Source organism: Bacillus cereus group sp. MYBK222-1 (assembly GCF_051916425.1).
GTDB lineage: Bacteria > Bacillota > Bacilli > Bacillales > Bacillaceae_G > Bacillus_A > Bacillus_A paranthracis.
Genome location: NZ_JBQAGP010000009.1, coordinates 112,454 through 129,193, shown reverse-complemented (window position 1 = coordinate 129,193; position 16,740 = coordinate 112,454). Strand labels below are relative to the sequence as shown.

Genomic DNA, 16,740 nt, shown 5'->3' with positions numbered 1-16,740 from the left:
TTCCTTCTTATGCAACTAACCTAGTGTATTGAACAAAAAGTACTTTCATACAGTCTAATTACAGATGCGAGCATTCTTTACGGGTAAATCCACACATTCTACAGAAATGTGATATCCTAGCCAACGCTCAGCAATATGTTCAAATGATAAGGCAGAGCCTGTTGTAAAAAATCGATGCTCAGGATTCAGATTGTCAGACAAAATTCCTTTGTGCTGTAAAATTGTGCTTAACTCTATCGCTGTTTCTTCTGCAGAACTAATAATCGTTACATCCTCTCCTAGTTCCTTTTTAATATAAGACTCTAAAAGTGGATAATGCGTACACCCAAGAATTAACGTATCTATATCTTCTTTCGTTAATGGCAGTAAAGCTTGTTTCACTTGCTCGGTTACATATGCTGTATCTTCTAATTGATTTTCTACAACTGTAGCTAAGGTCGGGCACGCATGACTATGCACTTTCAAATATGTATCAAGCTCATGCAATGCTTTTTCGTACATATTAGATTTTATCGTACCTACAGTTCCAATTACTCCGATTTCCCCTTTCTTCGTCACTTTAATTGCCGCTCTTGCTCCTGGATGGATAACGCCAATAACCGGAATAGAAAGTGCTTCTTGCAGCGCAGTCAATGCAGCAGCTGCAGCAGTATTACATGCTACAACTAGAGCTTTTAACGGAAACTGTTTGAGGAACTCAACCATTTCAAATACGAAAGATTGTACCTCTTCTACACTTCTTGGCCCATACGGACAACGCTCATTATCACCAATATAATAAATGCTCTCTTTAGGCAATTGTCTTATAATTTCGCTCGCAACTGTTAATCCCCCAACTCCCGAATCTAACACACCTATTACTGAATGTTTATGACATACAGACATATACTTCATCCCCTTTTCAATCATCTAGCGCTAATAACATTTATTATATTATGAAAATTCAATATTACATAATAATCCCTCATAATTTTAATCACAAACTCTTCTCTATAATCTGATTATTACTATATCCATTGACGTATAAAAATTCATTTGTTACTCTTAAATACGTTAATTTAATATTTAAATCCTCATTCGTATCTCGGTGAGGTAGAGGTTGCAATCATTAAGAGTATCATTTCCGGAGATGTAGTGGCATTGATGAAGGAATGAGAAAGGAATGGTTGCCGAAGTAAGCCCGTGTCCACCATGCACGCTTGCTGGGTCTGCTACTTAATAAGTGCAGAACTGTCACAAACGTTTCGTTTGTGGAGAGCTATCGAGAGGTATGTCGTGGGTTTCTTATAAGATAGAAAGCATGTAGCGGCAAATTACGTGCTTTTTTTGTTTTGTTTGGGACTTCTCTTCCTGACTCAGGAAGACATACATATCTCCTCGCTTGACTTGGTTATACTAACTTTGGAGGTATTTTCTATGCAACAAAAAAAATGGGGCTTTTGGGTACTCACAGCTTTCGTTGTCGGTAACATGGTTGGCGCTGGTATTTTCATGGTGCCAAGTACGTTGGCACAAACAGCAAGCCCTCTCGGTGTCACTTTAGCTTGGTTAACAACAGGATTTGGTGTTTTAATGCTAGCTCTTGTTTTCGGTAATTTAGCAATTCGTCGTCCTGATTTAACGACAGGGCCACAAAGTCATGCATATGCTTTATTCTCAACACCAAAAAAGAAAAAAATGGCTGGTTTCAGTATGGTATGGGGATATTGGGTTGCAAACTGGGCAAGTAACGTTGCCATCATTACATCATTTGCGGGATATTTATCACTCTTCTTCCCAATTATGAAAGATACACGACTACTATTTTCAATCGGTTCTTTTAATGTAGAAGTCGGAAAACTAATTACATTTACGATTTGTTCCATCTTACTTTGGGGAACTCATATTATATTAACAAACGGTGTAAGCGGAGCTGGAAAGCTAAACTTCTTAGCAACAACAACGAAAGTAACTGGATTCCTATTATTCATCGTCGTTACATTATTTGCATTCGAAGCTTCTAAGTTTGGACAATGGTACACACCGATGATCGATAAATCAGGTGTATCACACGGCCTTCTTTCACAAGTAAACTTAGCTGCTCTTACGACGCTTTGGGCATTTATCGGAATTGAATCAGCGGTTCTTTTATCAAACCGTGCTGTTTCTCCAAAAACGGTAAAACGCGCAACAGTTGCGGGATTACTTATTACAGTTGCGATTTACTTAGGAATTACAATTTTAACAATGGGTGTACTTCACATTGATAAATTACAAGCTTCTGAACGTCCATTAGCAGATGCACTAAACGCTGCAATGGGTCATGGCGGCGGGAAACTGATGGCATTACTTGCTCTTACTTCCCTATTCGGTTCCATCTTAGGCTGGATTTTATTAAGCTCAGAAGTACCATATCAAGCAGCAAAAGAAGGTTTCTTCCCTTCCTTCTTCACAAAAACAAACAAAAAAGGAAGTCCAATTTATTCATTACGATTAACAAACATTATGTCGCAAGTGTTCTTATTCTCAACATTATCAGGAACAATTGCGGAAGCTTATACATTCGTTATTACTGTATCGACACTGGCCTACCTCATTCCATATCTCGTTTCACCAATCTTCCAGTTAAAACTAGTCGCAACTGGTGAAACGTATAAAAATGAAATGCGGGCAAGAATTACAGATGGCATAGTCGCAGTGATTGCACTTTGCTACGCACTGTGGGTTATTAAAACAGGAGCAGCCGATATAAAAACATTCCTTCTCGGAATTGGTTTATTCGTAATCGGCTTTGCCTTCTATCCATTAATGAATCGTGATCAGAAAAAAAATAACGAAAAGAAAAACGGGCAAGTTGCATAACGCAATTTGCTCGTTTTTTCTTTTACAAAACATATATAATAGAACAAAGAGGTGAAAAACATGTCAATCGAATCACTATGGAGCAGCCGTTTCCAACAACATATGCAAAATATCATTACATACTTTGCACGTATGATTAACGGTTTACTATATAGCTTTATCTTTATTTCATGCGTTGGCGCATACTACTATGCTCAGTTTCTAAAAGCATCTCCTTCTAAAGGAATATCTTTACTACTCATCACGATTGTACTTACATTCATTATAACGAGATGCCCTATTCGTACATTTATTCAAAAACCTGACGCTGTCTATTTACTAGCACTAGAAGAGAAATTAACTTCTTATTTCAAAAAATCTCTTCTATACAATTACATCATTCAGCTTTTCCCATTATTATTTACGTTCCTTATTCTCGTTCCGCTTGCACTGCAATCATTACAATTAACGATACCTTTCTTATGTACAATCTTTATCATTTTAATGGTTACGAAAGCTTGGAACATATACATACATTGGATGTGGCGTGATTGTCACGAAAAAAATATATGGCTGATTATTCGTATTGCTTGTAACGCCCTAGTCATTTATATGCTGTTTTATGTAGCAAATTTTCTCATATTAGGTGGATTACTCTTACTACTTGCTTTCCTACTTCTATACACGAAAAAACAGCCTACAAAACGAATACCATGGGATTACATAATCGAGCAAGAAGAAAAAATGAACGTTCGTTTTTATCAATTTGCTAGCATCTTCACTGATGTTCCGCAACTAAATAAGCAAGTAAATAAAAGAAAATGGCTTACAACTTGGATTGAACCTTTATTACATAAAAAACGAGCAACTTTCTTCTATTTACATACACTCGCATTTTTACGCGGGAATGATTATTTCGGTATATATATTCGCTTAGGGTTGATCGGTGCCTTCGCCTTATATTTTATACCAAACATATACGTAAAAGGCGCTATCGCATATATCGTCCTATATATGATTTCTATGCAGCTCCGTTCCCTATGGAAATATTTTTCGGGAAATATTATTGTAGCATTATATCCAATTGATACTGAAAAACGACTGAATCAATTTCTTCACTTACTCTTTATATTGCTAAGCATTCAGCTCATTATATTTTCAATTGTTATACTCATTGCTACAGGTCAATTTTTACATAGCCTTATCATTATGATTGTCGGGTTACTCTGGATTAAATTTATTATTGTACCAAAAACGAAACAACGCGTTTCTTCGTTTTAACGAAAAGAATTATCTTAAAAGGCAAGGAGAAAATAAATTCTCCTTGCCTTTTTTATTTTTCCTCCACAAACAAGAATCACCGGCACAATCGATATTTTATAATTTTACATAGAAAAACGATAATACATGTTTACGTCCTAATAAAAAGGGTATCTATTAATTAACAGCGTAAAGGAGGGGCCTATATTGTGAATAAAAAAACGGAACAATTGGAACACCACGTTACGGATAATCAACGCAAACATGCTTTAACAACAAACCAAGGAGTAAAAATAGCCGAAGATGAATTCTCTTTAAAGATGGGCTTAAGAGGCCCAACCTTAATGGAGGATTTCCACTTTCGCGAGAAAATGACCCACTTTGATCATGAGCGAATTCCCGAAAGAATTGTTCATGCACGCGGAGTTGGCGCTCATGGTTATTTTCAGCTTTATGAATCGTTAGAAGCATATACGAAAGCAGATTTTCTTACTAATCCTTCAAAGAAAACGCCTGTATTTGTACGGTTCTCGACCGTTCAAGGTTCTAAAGGATCAAACGATACAGTAAGAGATGTACGCGGATTCGCCACAAAATTTTATACAGATGAAGGTAACTATGATTTAGTGGGTAATAATATGCCTGTATTCTTTATCCAAGATGCTATTAAATTCCCTGATTTTGTCCATGCAGTTAAACCAGAACCACATAATGATATTCCTCAGGGAGCTAGCGCTCATGATACATTTTGGGATTTTGTTGCGCATAATCCCGAGTCTACTCATATGGTTATGTGGCAGATGAGCGACCGTGCTATTCCGCGTAGTTTACGAATGATGGAAGGTTTTGGGGTTCATACATTTCGACTTATTAATAAAGAAGGAAAAGCCCACTTCGTAAAATTTCATTGGAAACCTACCCTCGGGGTTCATTCATTAGTATGGGATGAAGCTCAAAGGATTGCTGGGAAAAACCCTGATTTCCATCGTCAAGATTTATATGAAGCAATTGAAAAGGGCGATTATCCAGAATGGGAGCTTGGATTGCAGCTAATTCCAGAAGAAGATGAGCATGCATTTGATTTTGATATTTTAGATCCAACGAAATTATGGCCAGAAGAAGAAGTTCCTGTAAAACTAGTTGGTAAAATGACATTGAACAAAAATGTTGATAACTTCTTTGCAGAAACGGAGCAGGTAGCTTTCCACCCTGGCCATGTCGTACCAGGTATTGATTTTTCAAATGATCCTCTTCTGCAAGGAAGATTGTTCTCCTATACAGATACACAATTATCTCGTTTAGGAGGCCCTAATTTTCACCAAATTCCTATTAACCAGCCCGTATGTCCTTTTCATAATAACCAACGTGATGGCATGCATCAAATGCAAATTCATCGCGGTCAAACAAGCTATCATCCTAATGGCTTAAATAACAATCAACCAGCAACCGTGCAAGCTGAACAGGGCGGATATGAGCATTATCAAGAAAAGATTGATGGACATAAAATTAGGGGGCGCAGTAAAAGCTTTCTTAACTTTTATTCGCAAGCTAAACTTTTCTACAATAGTATGAACCCTATTGAAAAGCAGCACATAAAAGATGCATTTTGCTTTGAAGTTGGGAAGTGCAAATCAGACATGGTGAAGGCAAATGTAATTGCTCTTTTAAACCACGTCGATCGTCAATTAGCAAAGGAAGTCGCTAACATGATTGGAGCCCCTTTACCTAAAGAAAATCACGAAATAAATTCGGATGCAAAATCACCTGCACTAAGTATGTCCAACACTATTTTTAAAGCTGATTCCAAAAATGTGGCAATTCTATTGAATGGTGACCCAAGCGTCTCCCTTCTGTCCGAATGGATTCAAGCTTTTGTACAACACCGAATGAACTATAGCATCATAGATAATAAAATTCATCAATTCAATGATTCCATTAAAGTAACGGATACTTATACAACAGCAGACTCTGCACTTTTTGATGCGGTATTAGTGTTTAGTAGCGAATCTGTCATTCAACCCCCTGTTTTAGAATTTGCAGAAACTACTTTTAAACACTTTAAACCGATAGCCTATGTCCTTAGCGATCCTCATGCTTTAGACAATAGTAAAATCAAATTAGATGGAGCAGGAATTTACAACTTAACAAACACTTCAATTGAGTCATTTATAGAAGGCATTGCCCAAGGACGATTCTGGAACCGATAATATAAGGAGCGGATTAGAATGAGTAAAAAAATTGCTATTTTAATAACGGATTATTTCGAGGACACAGAATACACAGAGCCAGCAGAAGCTTTTAAACAAAAGGGATATGAATTAACAACTATTGAAACAGAAAAAGGTAAAACGGTACACGGTAAACAAGGAAAAAGTGAAATTGTAATTGATAAAGGTATCGATGACGTTTCTCCAGAAAACTTTGACGCACTCTTCATACCGGGTGGATTTTCTCCAGATATACTTCGTGCGGATGAGCGTTTCGTTCACTTTAGTAAAGCATTTATGGATGCGGAAAAACCTGTTTTTGCTATTTGTCACGGACCCCAATTACTCATCACTGCACAAACACTTGAAGGACGCGATGTGACTGGATATAAATCTATTGAAGTCGATTTAAAAAACGCCGGCGGAAACTTTCACGATAAAGAAGTAGTCGTATGCCAAAATCAGCTAGTAACAAGTAGACAACCTGAGGACATCCCGGCGTTTATTGAAGAATCGTTGCGTATATTGGGATAGTTATTAAAGATTAATCAAAGTAGCTATTTAGCTACTTTGATTAATCTTTTTATTTGTATGAAAAACAAAAAAGAACCTTATTTTTAATGATCTTTTCATACACCCTCTTTTCTCTCCCCGGAACTTCTAATCACTTTTCATAAGCAGTTCTCATATAGTGAAAATGACTATACAATTCCTATCCATAAGTTAAATAATGATTTTACACATATATAAATACAAAAGATGGGAGCCTTATTTATGAATAACAATCCACCTTCAACGCCCCCAAATCCAGCGGAAACGAATAATAATGAAGTGAGCTTACAAACGTTACGCGTCATCGGACTTATTGTACTGATTAGTGGCTACATATTAGTCACTCTTTCTGAAGTAGGAACGTTAAAAAATCTTTTACTACAACCGAGCACCACTCCAAATTTAGCTGAAGTTGATCCGTTTTAAAAGCCATATGAAAAGCGATTTCTAGCATCGCTTTTCATATCGTTTTATCCAATCTGAGAAACCTCCCCCTCATACTTCTCTCTCCCAATCGCCTTCATAAATAATAAAATACTGCTCATACCAACGATAAAGTACAGAGCACTCATGCCCCAAGATGCGATAAATGAACCTAGCATAACACCCAATGCCCCGTTCATTTTTGCTACTTGAAAGACCATTCCGTTAATCGCCATATATGAACCTCTCGCCTCATTTGGTACCATATCTGCCATAATAGATTGACGCACTGGCACATACATCATCTCTCCTACCGTTTGGAAAAGCCCTGCAATTAATAAAATCCATAAACTATTGCTCGTTCCGAGTATTGTAAATCCAATTGTATAAATGAATAAGCCTACATATAATATTTTCAAATCGTTGAAGCTTTTCAGCATTTTAATAAGAAGTGCTGAACATAATACAACTAAAATTGTATTCTCTGCAGAAATCCAGCTCAGCATGCGAATACCTGTTAAATCAAACGTAACACCATTCCCGAATAAAAAGTGCACCGTTTCAAATTCCTTCTGCAAACGTACTCCTAAATAATTATTAATTTGAAACTCTAACGATAATGTACATATACTTGCTGCACAAAAAATTAAAAATGCTTTATCTTTCATTACGACTTTATAACTATCCGCCATATCTTTTAATACATTTTTCTTCTCTACTATTTTTCTAGCTACATACACCTCTTCCATATATACAGCCATCACATATAAAGTAATAACTGCAATCACTGTTAATCCGATAAACAATTGCAATCTATAGTTCTCAAATAGTAATCCGCCAAATATCGCTCCAATCGCAATGGATAAATTAATTGCCCAGTAGTTAATGCTGTACATCACTTTTCGATTCTCAGGTGTACTCACATCAATTAACATCGCCTCTGTCGCAGGATTCATAAGTCCAGATCCTAAACTATTCACTAGCATAAAGATAAATGTTAACCAAGGTGAATCTACATAATCGGAATTTGCAATCCCCATACAAGCAATGGAAATGACTTGTATACTTTGACCGATAATCATAACCTTTTTACGACCAAGCCGATCTCCAACATACCCACCGTACAAACCAATTACTAATGAAGCTATGACATTAATAAGTAGTAACGCACCAGCAATCGCACTACCTAACTTTATTGAAAAATAAATCGCCATAAATGGAAAAATCATCGTGGATACAGTACGTGTTAAAAACGAAGTTATAATTCTAATTTTTATATTTCGATGCATACTCCAAAATCCCATTGTTTCCCCCTCCTTATGCTTACTTATTTTACTTTGAAAAAAAGGAAGAAAAAGGTTAGAATATTCTAAAGAGTTTCCCCTTTTATAATAGAAGGAAGTGTATATATGAAAATTATGGACTATTACATTAGACTAAGACTACATGCACAAGATCGACAGCATATGCGAAATAGCTTACAAGAATTAGCGGATGTTTTATATTGCAGTACGAAAAACGTAAAGATTTTATTAAAGAAAATGAGCGAGGAGCAATTAATTAGCTGGACTCCAGGGCGAGGTCGCGGGAATAAAACGGAAATTCTATTTATACATAATTTCGTAGAAGCGATTGAGTCCTATACAGATGAACTGTTAGCGCAAGAAAAATTAAAAGATATCTTTCTTCTTTTAAAAGAACCCCTACCCCTTGCACTTCAAAAAAAGATAGAAAATAAACTACATCATCATTTTGGATACGAACCTTCAAATGATATGTACGACATACTAAAAATTCCTATATCGAGAAAGATAGTCCCATTAGATCCGGCTTTTGTGGCTGTAACTACAGAAAGCCATCTTACAAGTCAAATTTTTGATACGTTAGTCGTTTATAACGATGTTACGGAAAAAATGGAACCACACATTGCGCATACGTGGGAATTAAGCGAAGACGGGCTTACGTGGACTTTTTATTTACGAAAGGATGTATATTTTCATAACGAAACAGTTTTAACTTCTAAAGATGTACGATTTTCATTTGAAAGACTAAAAGAAGTTCACTCTCCTTTCGAATGGTTAACAGCAGAAATTGTTCAAATTGAAACGCCATCACCACTGCAAATTCGATTTCATTTAGCAAAACAAAATTTATTTTTCTTACACTATGTAAGTTCCATACAACTAGCAATTTTACCGTGTGATGCAGTTATTCAAAATCACCATTATATAGGTACTGGACCTTTCAAACTTGCCCATTACTCTGAAGATAATATCGTGCTCGAAGCGTTCACTCATTATTTTAAAGAGCGCGCTTTATTAGACCGTATTGAATTTTGGGGTATTCCTGATCATGTACAAATCGATGCTGATTATGAACTACCAAATGAAGAAGAAAATGAAAGGCATAATATACAAATAGAAGAAATAGGTTGTATTTATGCTGGCTTCAACTTTACAAAACCTGGTCCTCATCACGACATTTACTTTCGAAAGGCTTGGAGAGAACTATATGATGTTGAAATGATACTTCGTAACATAGAAGGAAGACGAACAATTGCTGCATCAAGCTTTTTCCCTGAAAGAAGTCGCCAAGCTTCTAAAAGGTCTTACTCTTTAGAAAAAGCAAAAGAGTATTTAAAAAAGAGCACTTATAATGGAGAGACGATACATATTTACTTCTTCGCATTTAAAGATAGTGCAAATGATGCATATTTCTTAAAAGAACGATGTGATGGTCTAGGTATACAAGTAGAGCTTCACCCATTTCTCGTTTCAGATTATATGAACCGTTCTATCGATCAGCATGCCGATATTATTTTCATGGGAGAAGTGTTTGCTTCCAATCACGAACTTGCATTCTTAAATGTATTTAAAAATAAAAGTTGCTTCATAAACCGGTTCATGGACCCGCACTATGAAAAACAAATTAACTGTTTACTTGATACATTTTTATTAGAAGAAAATAAGGAGAAGCGCTATGAGCTCATGTATGAGATCGAAGAATTTTTACAAACAGAACACATCATTTTATTTAACTATCACGTTTTAAAAAGAAAGACATACCCTTCTTCTTTGAAAAACGTAACAATTGATTCATTCGGTTGGGCAAATTTTGCGAAGTTATGGATACAGCCGTCCACGTATTAACATGCAAGTTTTTATAAAAGGAGAAGGTACTACATCCTTAGTAGTACCTTCTTCACATACAAATACAAACTATTATTTAATTACTTCATCTAAGTGATCTTTCAAGTTCAATAAATATTGCTCAATATCCGGATTCTTCACCACATCATAACAAGCAAAACTCTTTAACGGACTCATCCCAAGAAACTTCTGCACGCGGTGTAAATGACTAAGCGTTGATTCTAGACTTTCCCCTTCAAAGAACTTCGTCTTATCTCCAAATGAATTTTCAGGTGCATTCCAAGTTGTAGAGAACATATACTCTTTCTCTGTTAATAAACCACCTGTTCCATATTCATCTGCACCTTTAAAGAACAAACCGTATTCATATACTTCATCCATATACGTTTTAAATAATCCTGGAACACTAAACCAATAAATCGGTGTTTGATAAATCACAACATCAGCCCATAAAAATTTATCTTGTTCTTCTTTTATATTGTATCCATCTTGAATCGTTGTTGTTTTCACTTGATGGTTCTCGCTTAATACCGTCACCATATGATTCACTAACGTTTTATTTAATCGTCCTTCCTTTGTACCGTATTTTTCATGTCCATTTATAATAAATATATTTTTCATCGTTTTTCTCTCCCCTACTCTATTCCTCGTTTATTAACCCAAGTTGCTGTTTCAACGTAAGATTATCTTCTAAATGCCAGTCTTCCGTAATCTTTCCGTCTTTCACATGCAAAATATCTATTGCAGAAAAGCTAATATTTTTACCGTTATGCGTTCCTGTAAAAGAAAGACGAGCTGTTACTTTATCACCGACGACTAATAAATCTTCAATCTCGCAATGTATATTAGGAACGACTTTACGAAAATTTTGTGTTGCAAACTTTAACCCTTCAACACCTTGTGGTCGCCCTTTTGGCAACGTATTATCGAAGAATTTTTCAGTAACAGTCTGCGAAAGAAGCTCCTCTTTACCTGTATCCCAAAATGCATAAAAACGCTGCGCTGCATGAACAATTTCGGTCGCTTCCATTTTACTTAGTGAAGGATCGATTGTCATTGTTTTTGCCTTTGGCATTTCTTTTAATAACTGTACTTCAGTTTTTCCCTCCACGCCACATGCTACAAGCAAAATACAAATAACAAACAAACTAAGAAATCCAAACAACTTTTTTACCCCCATGAAAATCACCTCCCCCTCATAAAAAACTTTATATTTCGTATTGCTATTGTATATACACTAACTTCCTTTATGGAAGTAGTGATATTTTTTTCATATAGTTACCAAAAGTACAGTTTTGTGATACTATAAAGCAAATTCATTCAAAAAATTTTATGGAGGCTAGTTCCATGAACAATATAGATCCAGTTGAATTAACGAAAGGTTTACCTGGCATACCTTGTCCCATCGCTAAAACGCTTGATGTAATTCGTACAAAATGGACGTTTTTAATCATTCGCGACCTTCTTATCGAAGGAACATTACGCTTTAGTGATTTACAAAAATCAATGGACGGGATTAGCCCGAAAACATTATCGCTTCGACTAAAAGAATTAGAGTCTCAAGGCATTATAACGAGAAAAGTATATCCAGAAGTTCCGCCTCGTGTAGAGTACACATTAACGGATAAAGGAAAGCAATTAGAGGGGATATTTATTGAATTAAAACGGTTTGGATTAAGCTTATAAACCAAAAAACCTTACCATCGTTAAACAGGCTATAATTAGAAGTAATTATAGCCTCATTGAAACGTAAGATTAAGAAGTTAGCAGAAGAGAAGAAACAATTACGTGAGCAATTGAAGATTGCTTATGCAGATATATACAAAAAGAATTTAGAATATGAGGGGGAACTTTGTCCACCTTTATTCTGTCACTAAGTAGCGTATAAATTTATATTTTATTAGTTTATCTTCACACTATTAAACGTCTCCATATGTGTGCATCAACTTAAGAATTCAGAATTACCCCAAAATGAAAAAAGAACTTTTTGTTACAAATTAACACAAAATGAAAAAAGAACTTTTTGTTACAAATTAACACAAAATTTCGTTCTGGAGATGATCACGAATAATAAAGTTATTGAAAAATAATAAAGTCGTTTAATTTATAATAAAATCATGTAAAAAAATAATTTAGTTTCTGTATGCGTGATTTTTCTTTTTCTATAAAAGGACATTGTGAAAAAAGTTGGCAACATCAAGAAGATGATTTCTGTATCCAACAGGAGTCATTTTTATAAATTCCATTGATATCTATTCCAAATTTTCCTTTTATTATACAAGAAATACCCTATAGAATATCCTTTTTTTATTTTATGGTGAAATATTATCTAAGATTTTTTAGAAACGGGTTTTGTTTTCGCTCAGTCTGAATATCTGTGATGTCTCCATGCCCACTTAAAACAAGTGTTTTTTCAGGCAGACTAAATAGTTTTTCCTGAATTGTTTTCATTAATCTATTTTGATCTCCTCCGATTATATCCGTTCGTCCAATACCACCTTTAAAAAGTACATCTCCTGAGATAATAATACTTTCATCTTTTATATAGTAAGATATACTTCCAGGTGAGTGCCCAGGGGTAAACAATACTTTGAATGAAAAGGAATCGATATGAATCTCTTCTTCTATTTCAATCAGATAATCTGCTGATTTTGCCGTAGTTTTAATTCTACCAGGTAAAGCAGAACGATTTAATTCTGTGTTAGTGAGCCAATCCTGTTCTGCCTGATGAAGATACAAAGGGATATTCCACTTGCTTCTTACTTCATCTACTGCCCCAATATGATCAAAATGAGCATGAGTTAAAAGAATAGCTTTGGGGATTAAATCATGTTTTTTTATGTATTGATTAATTTTGTCTGATTCGCCACCAGGATCAATTATTACGCATGCTTTATCTTCATTAGATAAAATGTATGCATTTGCTTTAAGTGGTCCTACAGGAATTCGTATCCATTTCATGTTGTACACTTCCTTTGCGTTTACATTACTGAAGTTACTATAAAATACAATTAGAACTTTACATTTAAAAACATCTTTATTCTATCTAAAACTACTATTATCATTTAACACAATATTCTTGTAAACCTTGTCGGAAAAAGAAAGGTTGTTTAATAATTATTCTACTGAAATTGAACAACTTTATTATCCCTACACAGGAGGTACTAAAAAAATTTTGCCTGATAGTAATAGGATGGGGCCTCTATATAAAAAACCACAGTTTACACTCAAACTGTGGTTTTTCGACGTACAATGATTTATCAACATCTCGTTTTATTCTTTAAAATTTGCAACTGAATCAGGATTCCCCTCAAATTATAAATTTCAAGGGGAGATCCGTTTTTTATTTACTTATATACGTACAGCTGTACCACTTACAGCAACCATTAACATTCCATCACGAACTACTTCGTAATCTACGTCAACACCAACGATAGCGTTCGCACCTTTTTGTTTTGCAAGTTCTTTCATTTCGTCCATCGCAATATCACGAGCATCTTTTAGCTTACTTTCATAAGAACCAGCACGGCCACCGACAACATCACGAACTGAAGCGAATAAATCGCGTACAATGTTGGCCCCCATAATAGCTTCACCATTTACAATATCAATATACTCAATAATTTCTTTACCTTGAATTCCAGAAGTTGTTGTTACAATCATGTTTGACACCCTCCTATTTTTTACAATCTTCAATTACATGTGTCTCTCTATCACATATGTAATTAAAAAATAGCATTAAAATTGTTTAACATATGTATCGCTATAACATATGCAAGGGATCTATTAGAAATAAGATAAGCCGCAGTAAGCATCACCGTGCCAGGTAAATATATAGCAAGATCCGAAAGTTGATTTGAATGAAGACCTGCAAAAATTATAATCGAAACGATGGATGCAATAGCAGTACCAATATATTCTGAAAAACGATTTACTAATATATGACGAAATATAATTTCTTCAATTATTGGTCCTATAATCCCAAATAGAAGTACTGTGAATATAATAGGCACCTCTGCGCCCTTTGAAAGGACCTGTTCTTGGTTCTCTAGCTGACCTATGTTTAGAAAATGCATAATAGAATTTTCCACAATTACCATAAGTAAAACCACCATAGGAACGCTTACTATTTTCAAAATTGTTTTCTCTTTAAAATAAGTAAAACTTTCAATAATTTCTTTCCTAAAGAAAATGATTCCTACAATAGCAGGTACAGTCAAACCGATGGCACTAAGAGCAAATTCTGATTCAACTAAGTTGCTGTTAGTTAAAAGGGATATGCCAAATAATATGAACAAGCCAATTTGAAGTAGTGCAAACAGTATATAAACTATTAGCATAACAAGTTCTTTTGTATTCATTTTTATAAAGCTCACTTTATTACCTCCATAATGAAATTACTTAGAATCTTTGATTTTTCTTGTTGCATTAGGTTCTCCTTCTAAAATATAATTATATAAATACCAAACCGGACGGTTCGGTTCGAAAACTAATGATACTATAAGTTTCTAATTTTTTAAACCCCTTTTATAAATTATTAATAAAATAAAAATAAAAGCAAAAATATTAAGATGTTCGCATAGTTAAGAAAAGGGTAGTTTTTAATGTTGTTGTAATAATTGAATATGAATTTGAAAGGATGTACATCATGATTTTAGTTAGTTCTTGCTTAGCTGGAAAACCAGTAAGATATAATGGTACTGCATGTTTAAACGATACAATTCAAAAATTAATTGATGAAAAGAAAGCGATACCTGTTTGCCCGGAGTTATTAGGTGGTTTTGTTACACCGAGAGAACCAGCTGAAATCTTGGGCGGAGATGGATATGATGTTTTAGAGGGCAAAGCAAAAGTAATGGAACGTTCCGGTAATGATGTGACGGAATTATATATAAATGGTGCCATGAAGACTTTAAATTTAGCACAAGAAATGCAAGCTAGCCATGTAGTTTTAAAAGAATATAGCCCTTCTTGTGGCAGTAAAGAAATTTATAGTGGTGAGTTTGTTGGAAAAAAGGTAACAGGAGTCGGCGTAACGACTGCTCTATTAGAAAGTAAGGGCATTAAAGTTATATCTGAATTAGAATTAGATAAATTAATTAATAAAATATAATATTAGAGGGCAAATTTTAACAATTCGCTTACCGAAATTATCAAACTTTATTATAAAAATAAATAGCTTGTAAAATTTCAACACACGCATTTTAATCAAATTTTTTTCAAAATGCGTGAGATTTTTTTGTGATGAAATCAATGGTTTCGCTTAAATTTTAATCAAACTTAATTTCAAACCAACAAATTCACTTATTTTACATGGATAATATAATTTGATTAACTTCTTTTCAAACTGTATTGTTTGAGATTTTCATAAGATAGGGATTGATAAGATATTTCTGTTCCGAACTTATTTATACTTACAAAAAAATCAAGAAAATAGAGGGTAAACATTACCTAGAATATTAGGATCGTTTTCATTAGGAGGATTACAAAGCATGACTAAAGTTGATAAGGTAAAAGAAAAAATTATTGAAACATCTTTATATTTATTTAATACTAATGGGATAACTCGCACATCCATTCAGGATATAATGACAGCCACTGAACTACCGAAAGGATCTATTTATCGTAGATTCAAAAATAAAGAAGAAATTGTTCTTGCTGCCTACGACAAAAGTGGTGAGATTATGTGGAGTCATTTTCATAAAGCAATGGAAAATAAAAAAACAGCAATCGATAAAATCCTTGCAATTTTCCTTGTATATCAAGATGCAGCTAATAATCCTCCTATTGCTGGAGGCTGTCCATTACTTAATAGCGCCATTGAAAGTACTGGCGTATTTCCAGAATTACAAAAAGCAGCAGCAAAAGGCTATGATGATACAGTAATGTTAATGGCCTCTCTCATAAAGGAAGGAATAGAGAAACAAGAACTTAAAGAAGATATAGACATTATATCGCTCGCTTCTTTTCTTGCCTCTTCAATGGAGGGAGCTATTATGGCAAGTCGAGTATCTAACGATAATATACACCATCAATATTTCATTGAACAAATAAAGCATCATCTTTACTCTTATTCTAAATAAGTGAGAACTTGCATCGCCTTCATTCAATTTTTATAAACTTAAATTCAATAAATACTCCTCATAAAAAGTATCTTCTGTTTATGAGGGGGAGATATTTTTTTAGCAGAGGTAGCTTACAGAAGAAATAGGGTTGTTTAATTCGAAGTACATAAACACAAAGTGGCCCATCACATACCCACTTGGACCTATGTTATCTGAAAAATGGTTAGGCAAAATATTCATTAGACGAATAGCAATTACAGGTAT

17 protein-coding genes and 1 riboswitch are annotated in these 16,740 nt (G+C 34.5%); of the genes, 10 read left to right on the top strand and 7 right to left on the bottom strand.

All coding sequences use genetic code 11. The annotated features are described in order from the left end of the window. Positions 1-54 precede the first annotated feature (54 nt). Complete coding sequence (gene racE, locus ACTFR9_RS25395; RefSeq protein WP_000109652.1) at positions 55-885, bottom strand: glutamate racemase; 831 nt, start codon at positions 883-885, stop codon at positions 55-57. 200 nt (positions 886-1,085) lie between these two features. After that, positions 1,086-1,269, top strand: a riboswitch (Lysine riboswitch). Between the two features lie 147 nt (positions 1,270-1,416). Between racE and ACTFR9_RS25390 the strand changes: the two genes are divergently transcribed. The 5 genes from ACTFR9_RS25390 (at position 1,417) to ACTFR9_RS25370 (ending at position 7,265) form a co-directional block, all read left to right on the top strand. Next, entirely contained in the window at positions 1,417-2,841 is a 1,425-nt protein-coding gene (locus ACTFR9_RS25390; RefSeq protein WP_001186312.1) for an amino acid permease, read from the top strand. Positions 2,842-2,901: 60 nt separating this feature from the next. Continuing rightward, on the top strand, positions 2,902-4,101 hold the full coding sequence (locus ACTFR9_RS25385; RefSeq protein WP_076855665.1) for an ABC transporter permease: 1,200 nt from the start codon (positions 2,902-2,904) through the stop codon (positions 4,099-4,101). A 188-nt stretch (positions 4,102-4,289) separates the two neighbouring features. Next, positions 4,290-6,287: a catalase gene (locus ACTFR9_RS25380; RefSeq protein ID WP_001036524.1), complete on the top strand. Its 1,998-nt coding sequence runs from the start codon at positions 4,290-4,292 to the stop codon at positions 6,285-6,287. An 18-nt stretch (positions 6,288-6,305) separates the two neighbouring features. After that, entirely contained in the window at positions 6,306-6,821 is a 516-nt protein-coding gene (locus tag ACTFR9_RS25375; protein WP_074540870.1) for a type 1 glutamine amidotransferase domain-containing protein, read from the top strand. Positions 6,822-7,061: 240 nt separating this feature from the next. Beyond that, positions 7,062-7,265 (top strand): hypothetical protein, encoded by a 204-nt coding sequence (locus ACTFR9_RS25370; RefSeq protein WP_001063858.1) that lies wholly within the window; start codon positions 7,062-7,064, stop codon positions 7,263-7,265. Positions 7,266-7,309: 44 nt separating this feature from the next. On the opposite strand, the gene ACTFR9_RS25365 is transcribed toward ACTFR9_RS25370, so the two are convergent. Beyond that, on the bottom strand, positions 7,310-8,566 hold the full coding sequence (locus ACTFR9_RS25365; protein ID WP_000508186.1) for an MDR family MFS transporter: 1,257 nt from the start codon (positions 8,564-8,566) through the stop codon (positions 7,310-7,312). A gap of 105 nt (positions 8,567-8,671) precedes the next feature. Between ACTFR9_RS25365 and ACTFR9_RS25360 the strand changes: the two genes are divergently transcribed. After that, on the top strand, positions 8,672-10,411 hold the full coding sequence (locus tag ACTFR9_RS25360) for an SgrR family transcriptional regulator (RefSeq protein WP_229136803.1): 1,740 nt from the start codon (positions 8,672-8,674) through the stop codon (positions 10,409-10,411). Positions 10,412-10,483: 72 nt separating this feature from the next. On the opposite strand, the gene ACTFR9_RS25355 is transcribed toward ACTFR9_RS25360, so the two are convergent. Together ACTFR9_RS25355 and ACTFR9_RS25350 are read right to left on the bottom strand one after the other, a co-directional pair. After that, positions 10,484-11,032, bottom strand: a complete 549-nt coding sequence (locus ACTFR9_RS25355; RefSeq protein WP_000789188.1) for an NAD(P)H-dependent oxidoreductase — start codon at positions 11,030-11,032, stop codon at positions 10,484-10,486. 19 nt (positions 11,033-11,051) lie between these two features. After that, positions 11,052-11,591, bottom strand: coding sequence for an ester cyclase (locus tag ACTFR9_RS25350; protein WP_000538339.1), 540 nt, complete (start codon positions 11,589-11,591; stop codon positions 11,052-11,054). A gap of 167 nt (positions 11,592-11,758) precedes the next feature. On the opposite strand from ACTFR9_RS25350, the gene ACTFR9_RS25345 reads away from it, so the two are divergent. After that, on the top strand, positions 11,759-12,097 hold the full coding sequence (locus ACTFR9_RS25345) for a winged helix-turn-helix transcriptional regulator (protein WP_001059468.1): 339 nt from the start codon (positions 11,759-11,761) through the stop codon (positions 12,095-12,097). Positions 12,098-12,153: 56 nt separating this feature from the next. Next, positions 12,154-12,288 (top strand): hypothetical protein, encoded by a 135-nt coding sequence (locus ACTFR9_RS25340; RefSeq protein ID WP_255256530.1) that lies wholly within the window; start codon positions 12,154-12,156, stop codon positions 12,286-12,288. 448 nt (positions 12,289-12,736) lie between these two features. On the opposite strand, the gene ACTFR9_RS25335 is transcribed toward ACTFR9_RS25340, so the two are convergent. From ACTFR9_RS25335 to ACTFR9_RS25325, 3 genes are all read right to left on the bottom strand, one after another. Further along, positions 12,737-13,372: an MBL fold metallo-hydrolase gene (locus ACTFR9_RS25335; RefSeq protein WP_046952051.1), complete on the bottom strand. Its 636-nt coding sequence runs from the start codon at positions 13,370-13,372 to the stop codon at positions 12,737-12,739. Positions 13,373-13,762: 390 nt separating this feature from the next. Beyond that, complete coding sequence (locus ACTFR9_RS25330; protein ID WP_000637509.1) at positions 13,763-14,074, bottom strand: YbjQ family protein; 312 nt, start codon at positions 14,072-14,074, stop codon at positions 13,763-13,765. A 62-nt stretch (positions 14,075-14,136) separates the two neighbouring features. After that, complete coding sequence (locus tag ACTFR9_RS25325) at positions 14,137-14,787, bottom strand: CPBP family glutamic-type intramembrane protease (protein ID WP_000008142.1); 651 nt, start codon at positions 14,785-14,787, stop codon at positions 14,137-14,139. 272 nt (positions 14,788-15,059) lie between these two features. On the opposite strand from ACTFR9_RS25325, the gene ACTFR9_RS25320 reads away from it, so the two are divergent. Together ACTFR9_RS25320 and ACTFR9_RS25315 are read left to right on the top strand one after the other, a co-directional pair. Next, the gene (locus tag ACTFR9_RS25320) at positions 15,060-15,524 is read left to right on the top strand and encodes a DUF523 domain-containing protein (protein WP_000604767.1); all 465 of its coding nucleotides are present in this window, start codon (positions 15,060-15,062) and stop codon (positions 15,522-15,524) included. Between the two features lie 379 nt (positions 15,525-15,903). After that, positions 15,904-16,494: a TetR/AcrR family transcriptional regulator gene (locus tag ACTFR9_RS25315; RefSeq protein WP_000169642.1), complete on the top strand. Its 591-nt coding sequence runs from the start codon at positions 15,904-15,906 to the stop codon at positions 16,492-16,494. Positions 16,495-16,740 lie beyond the last annotated feature (246 nt).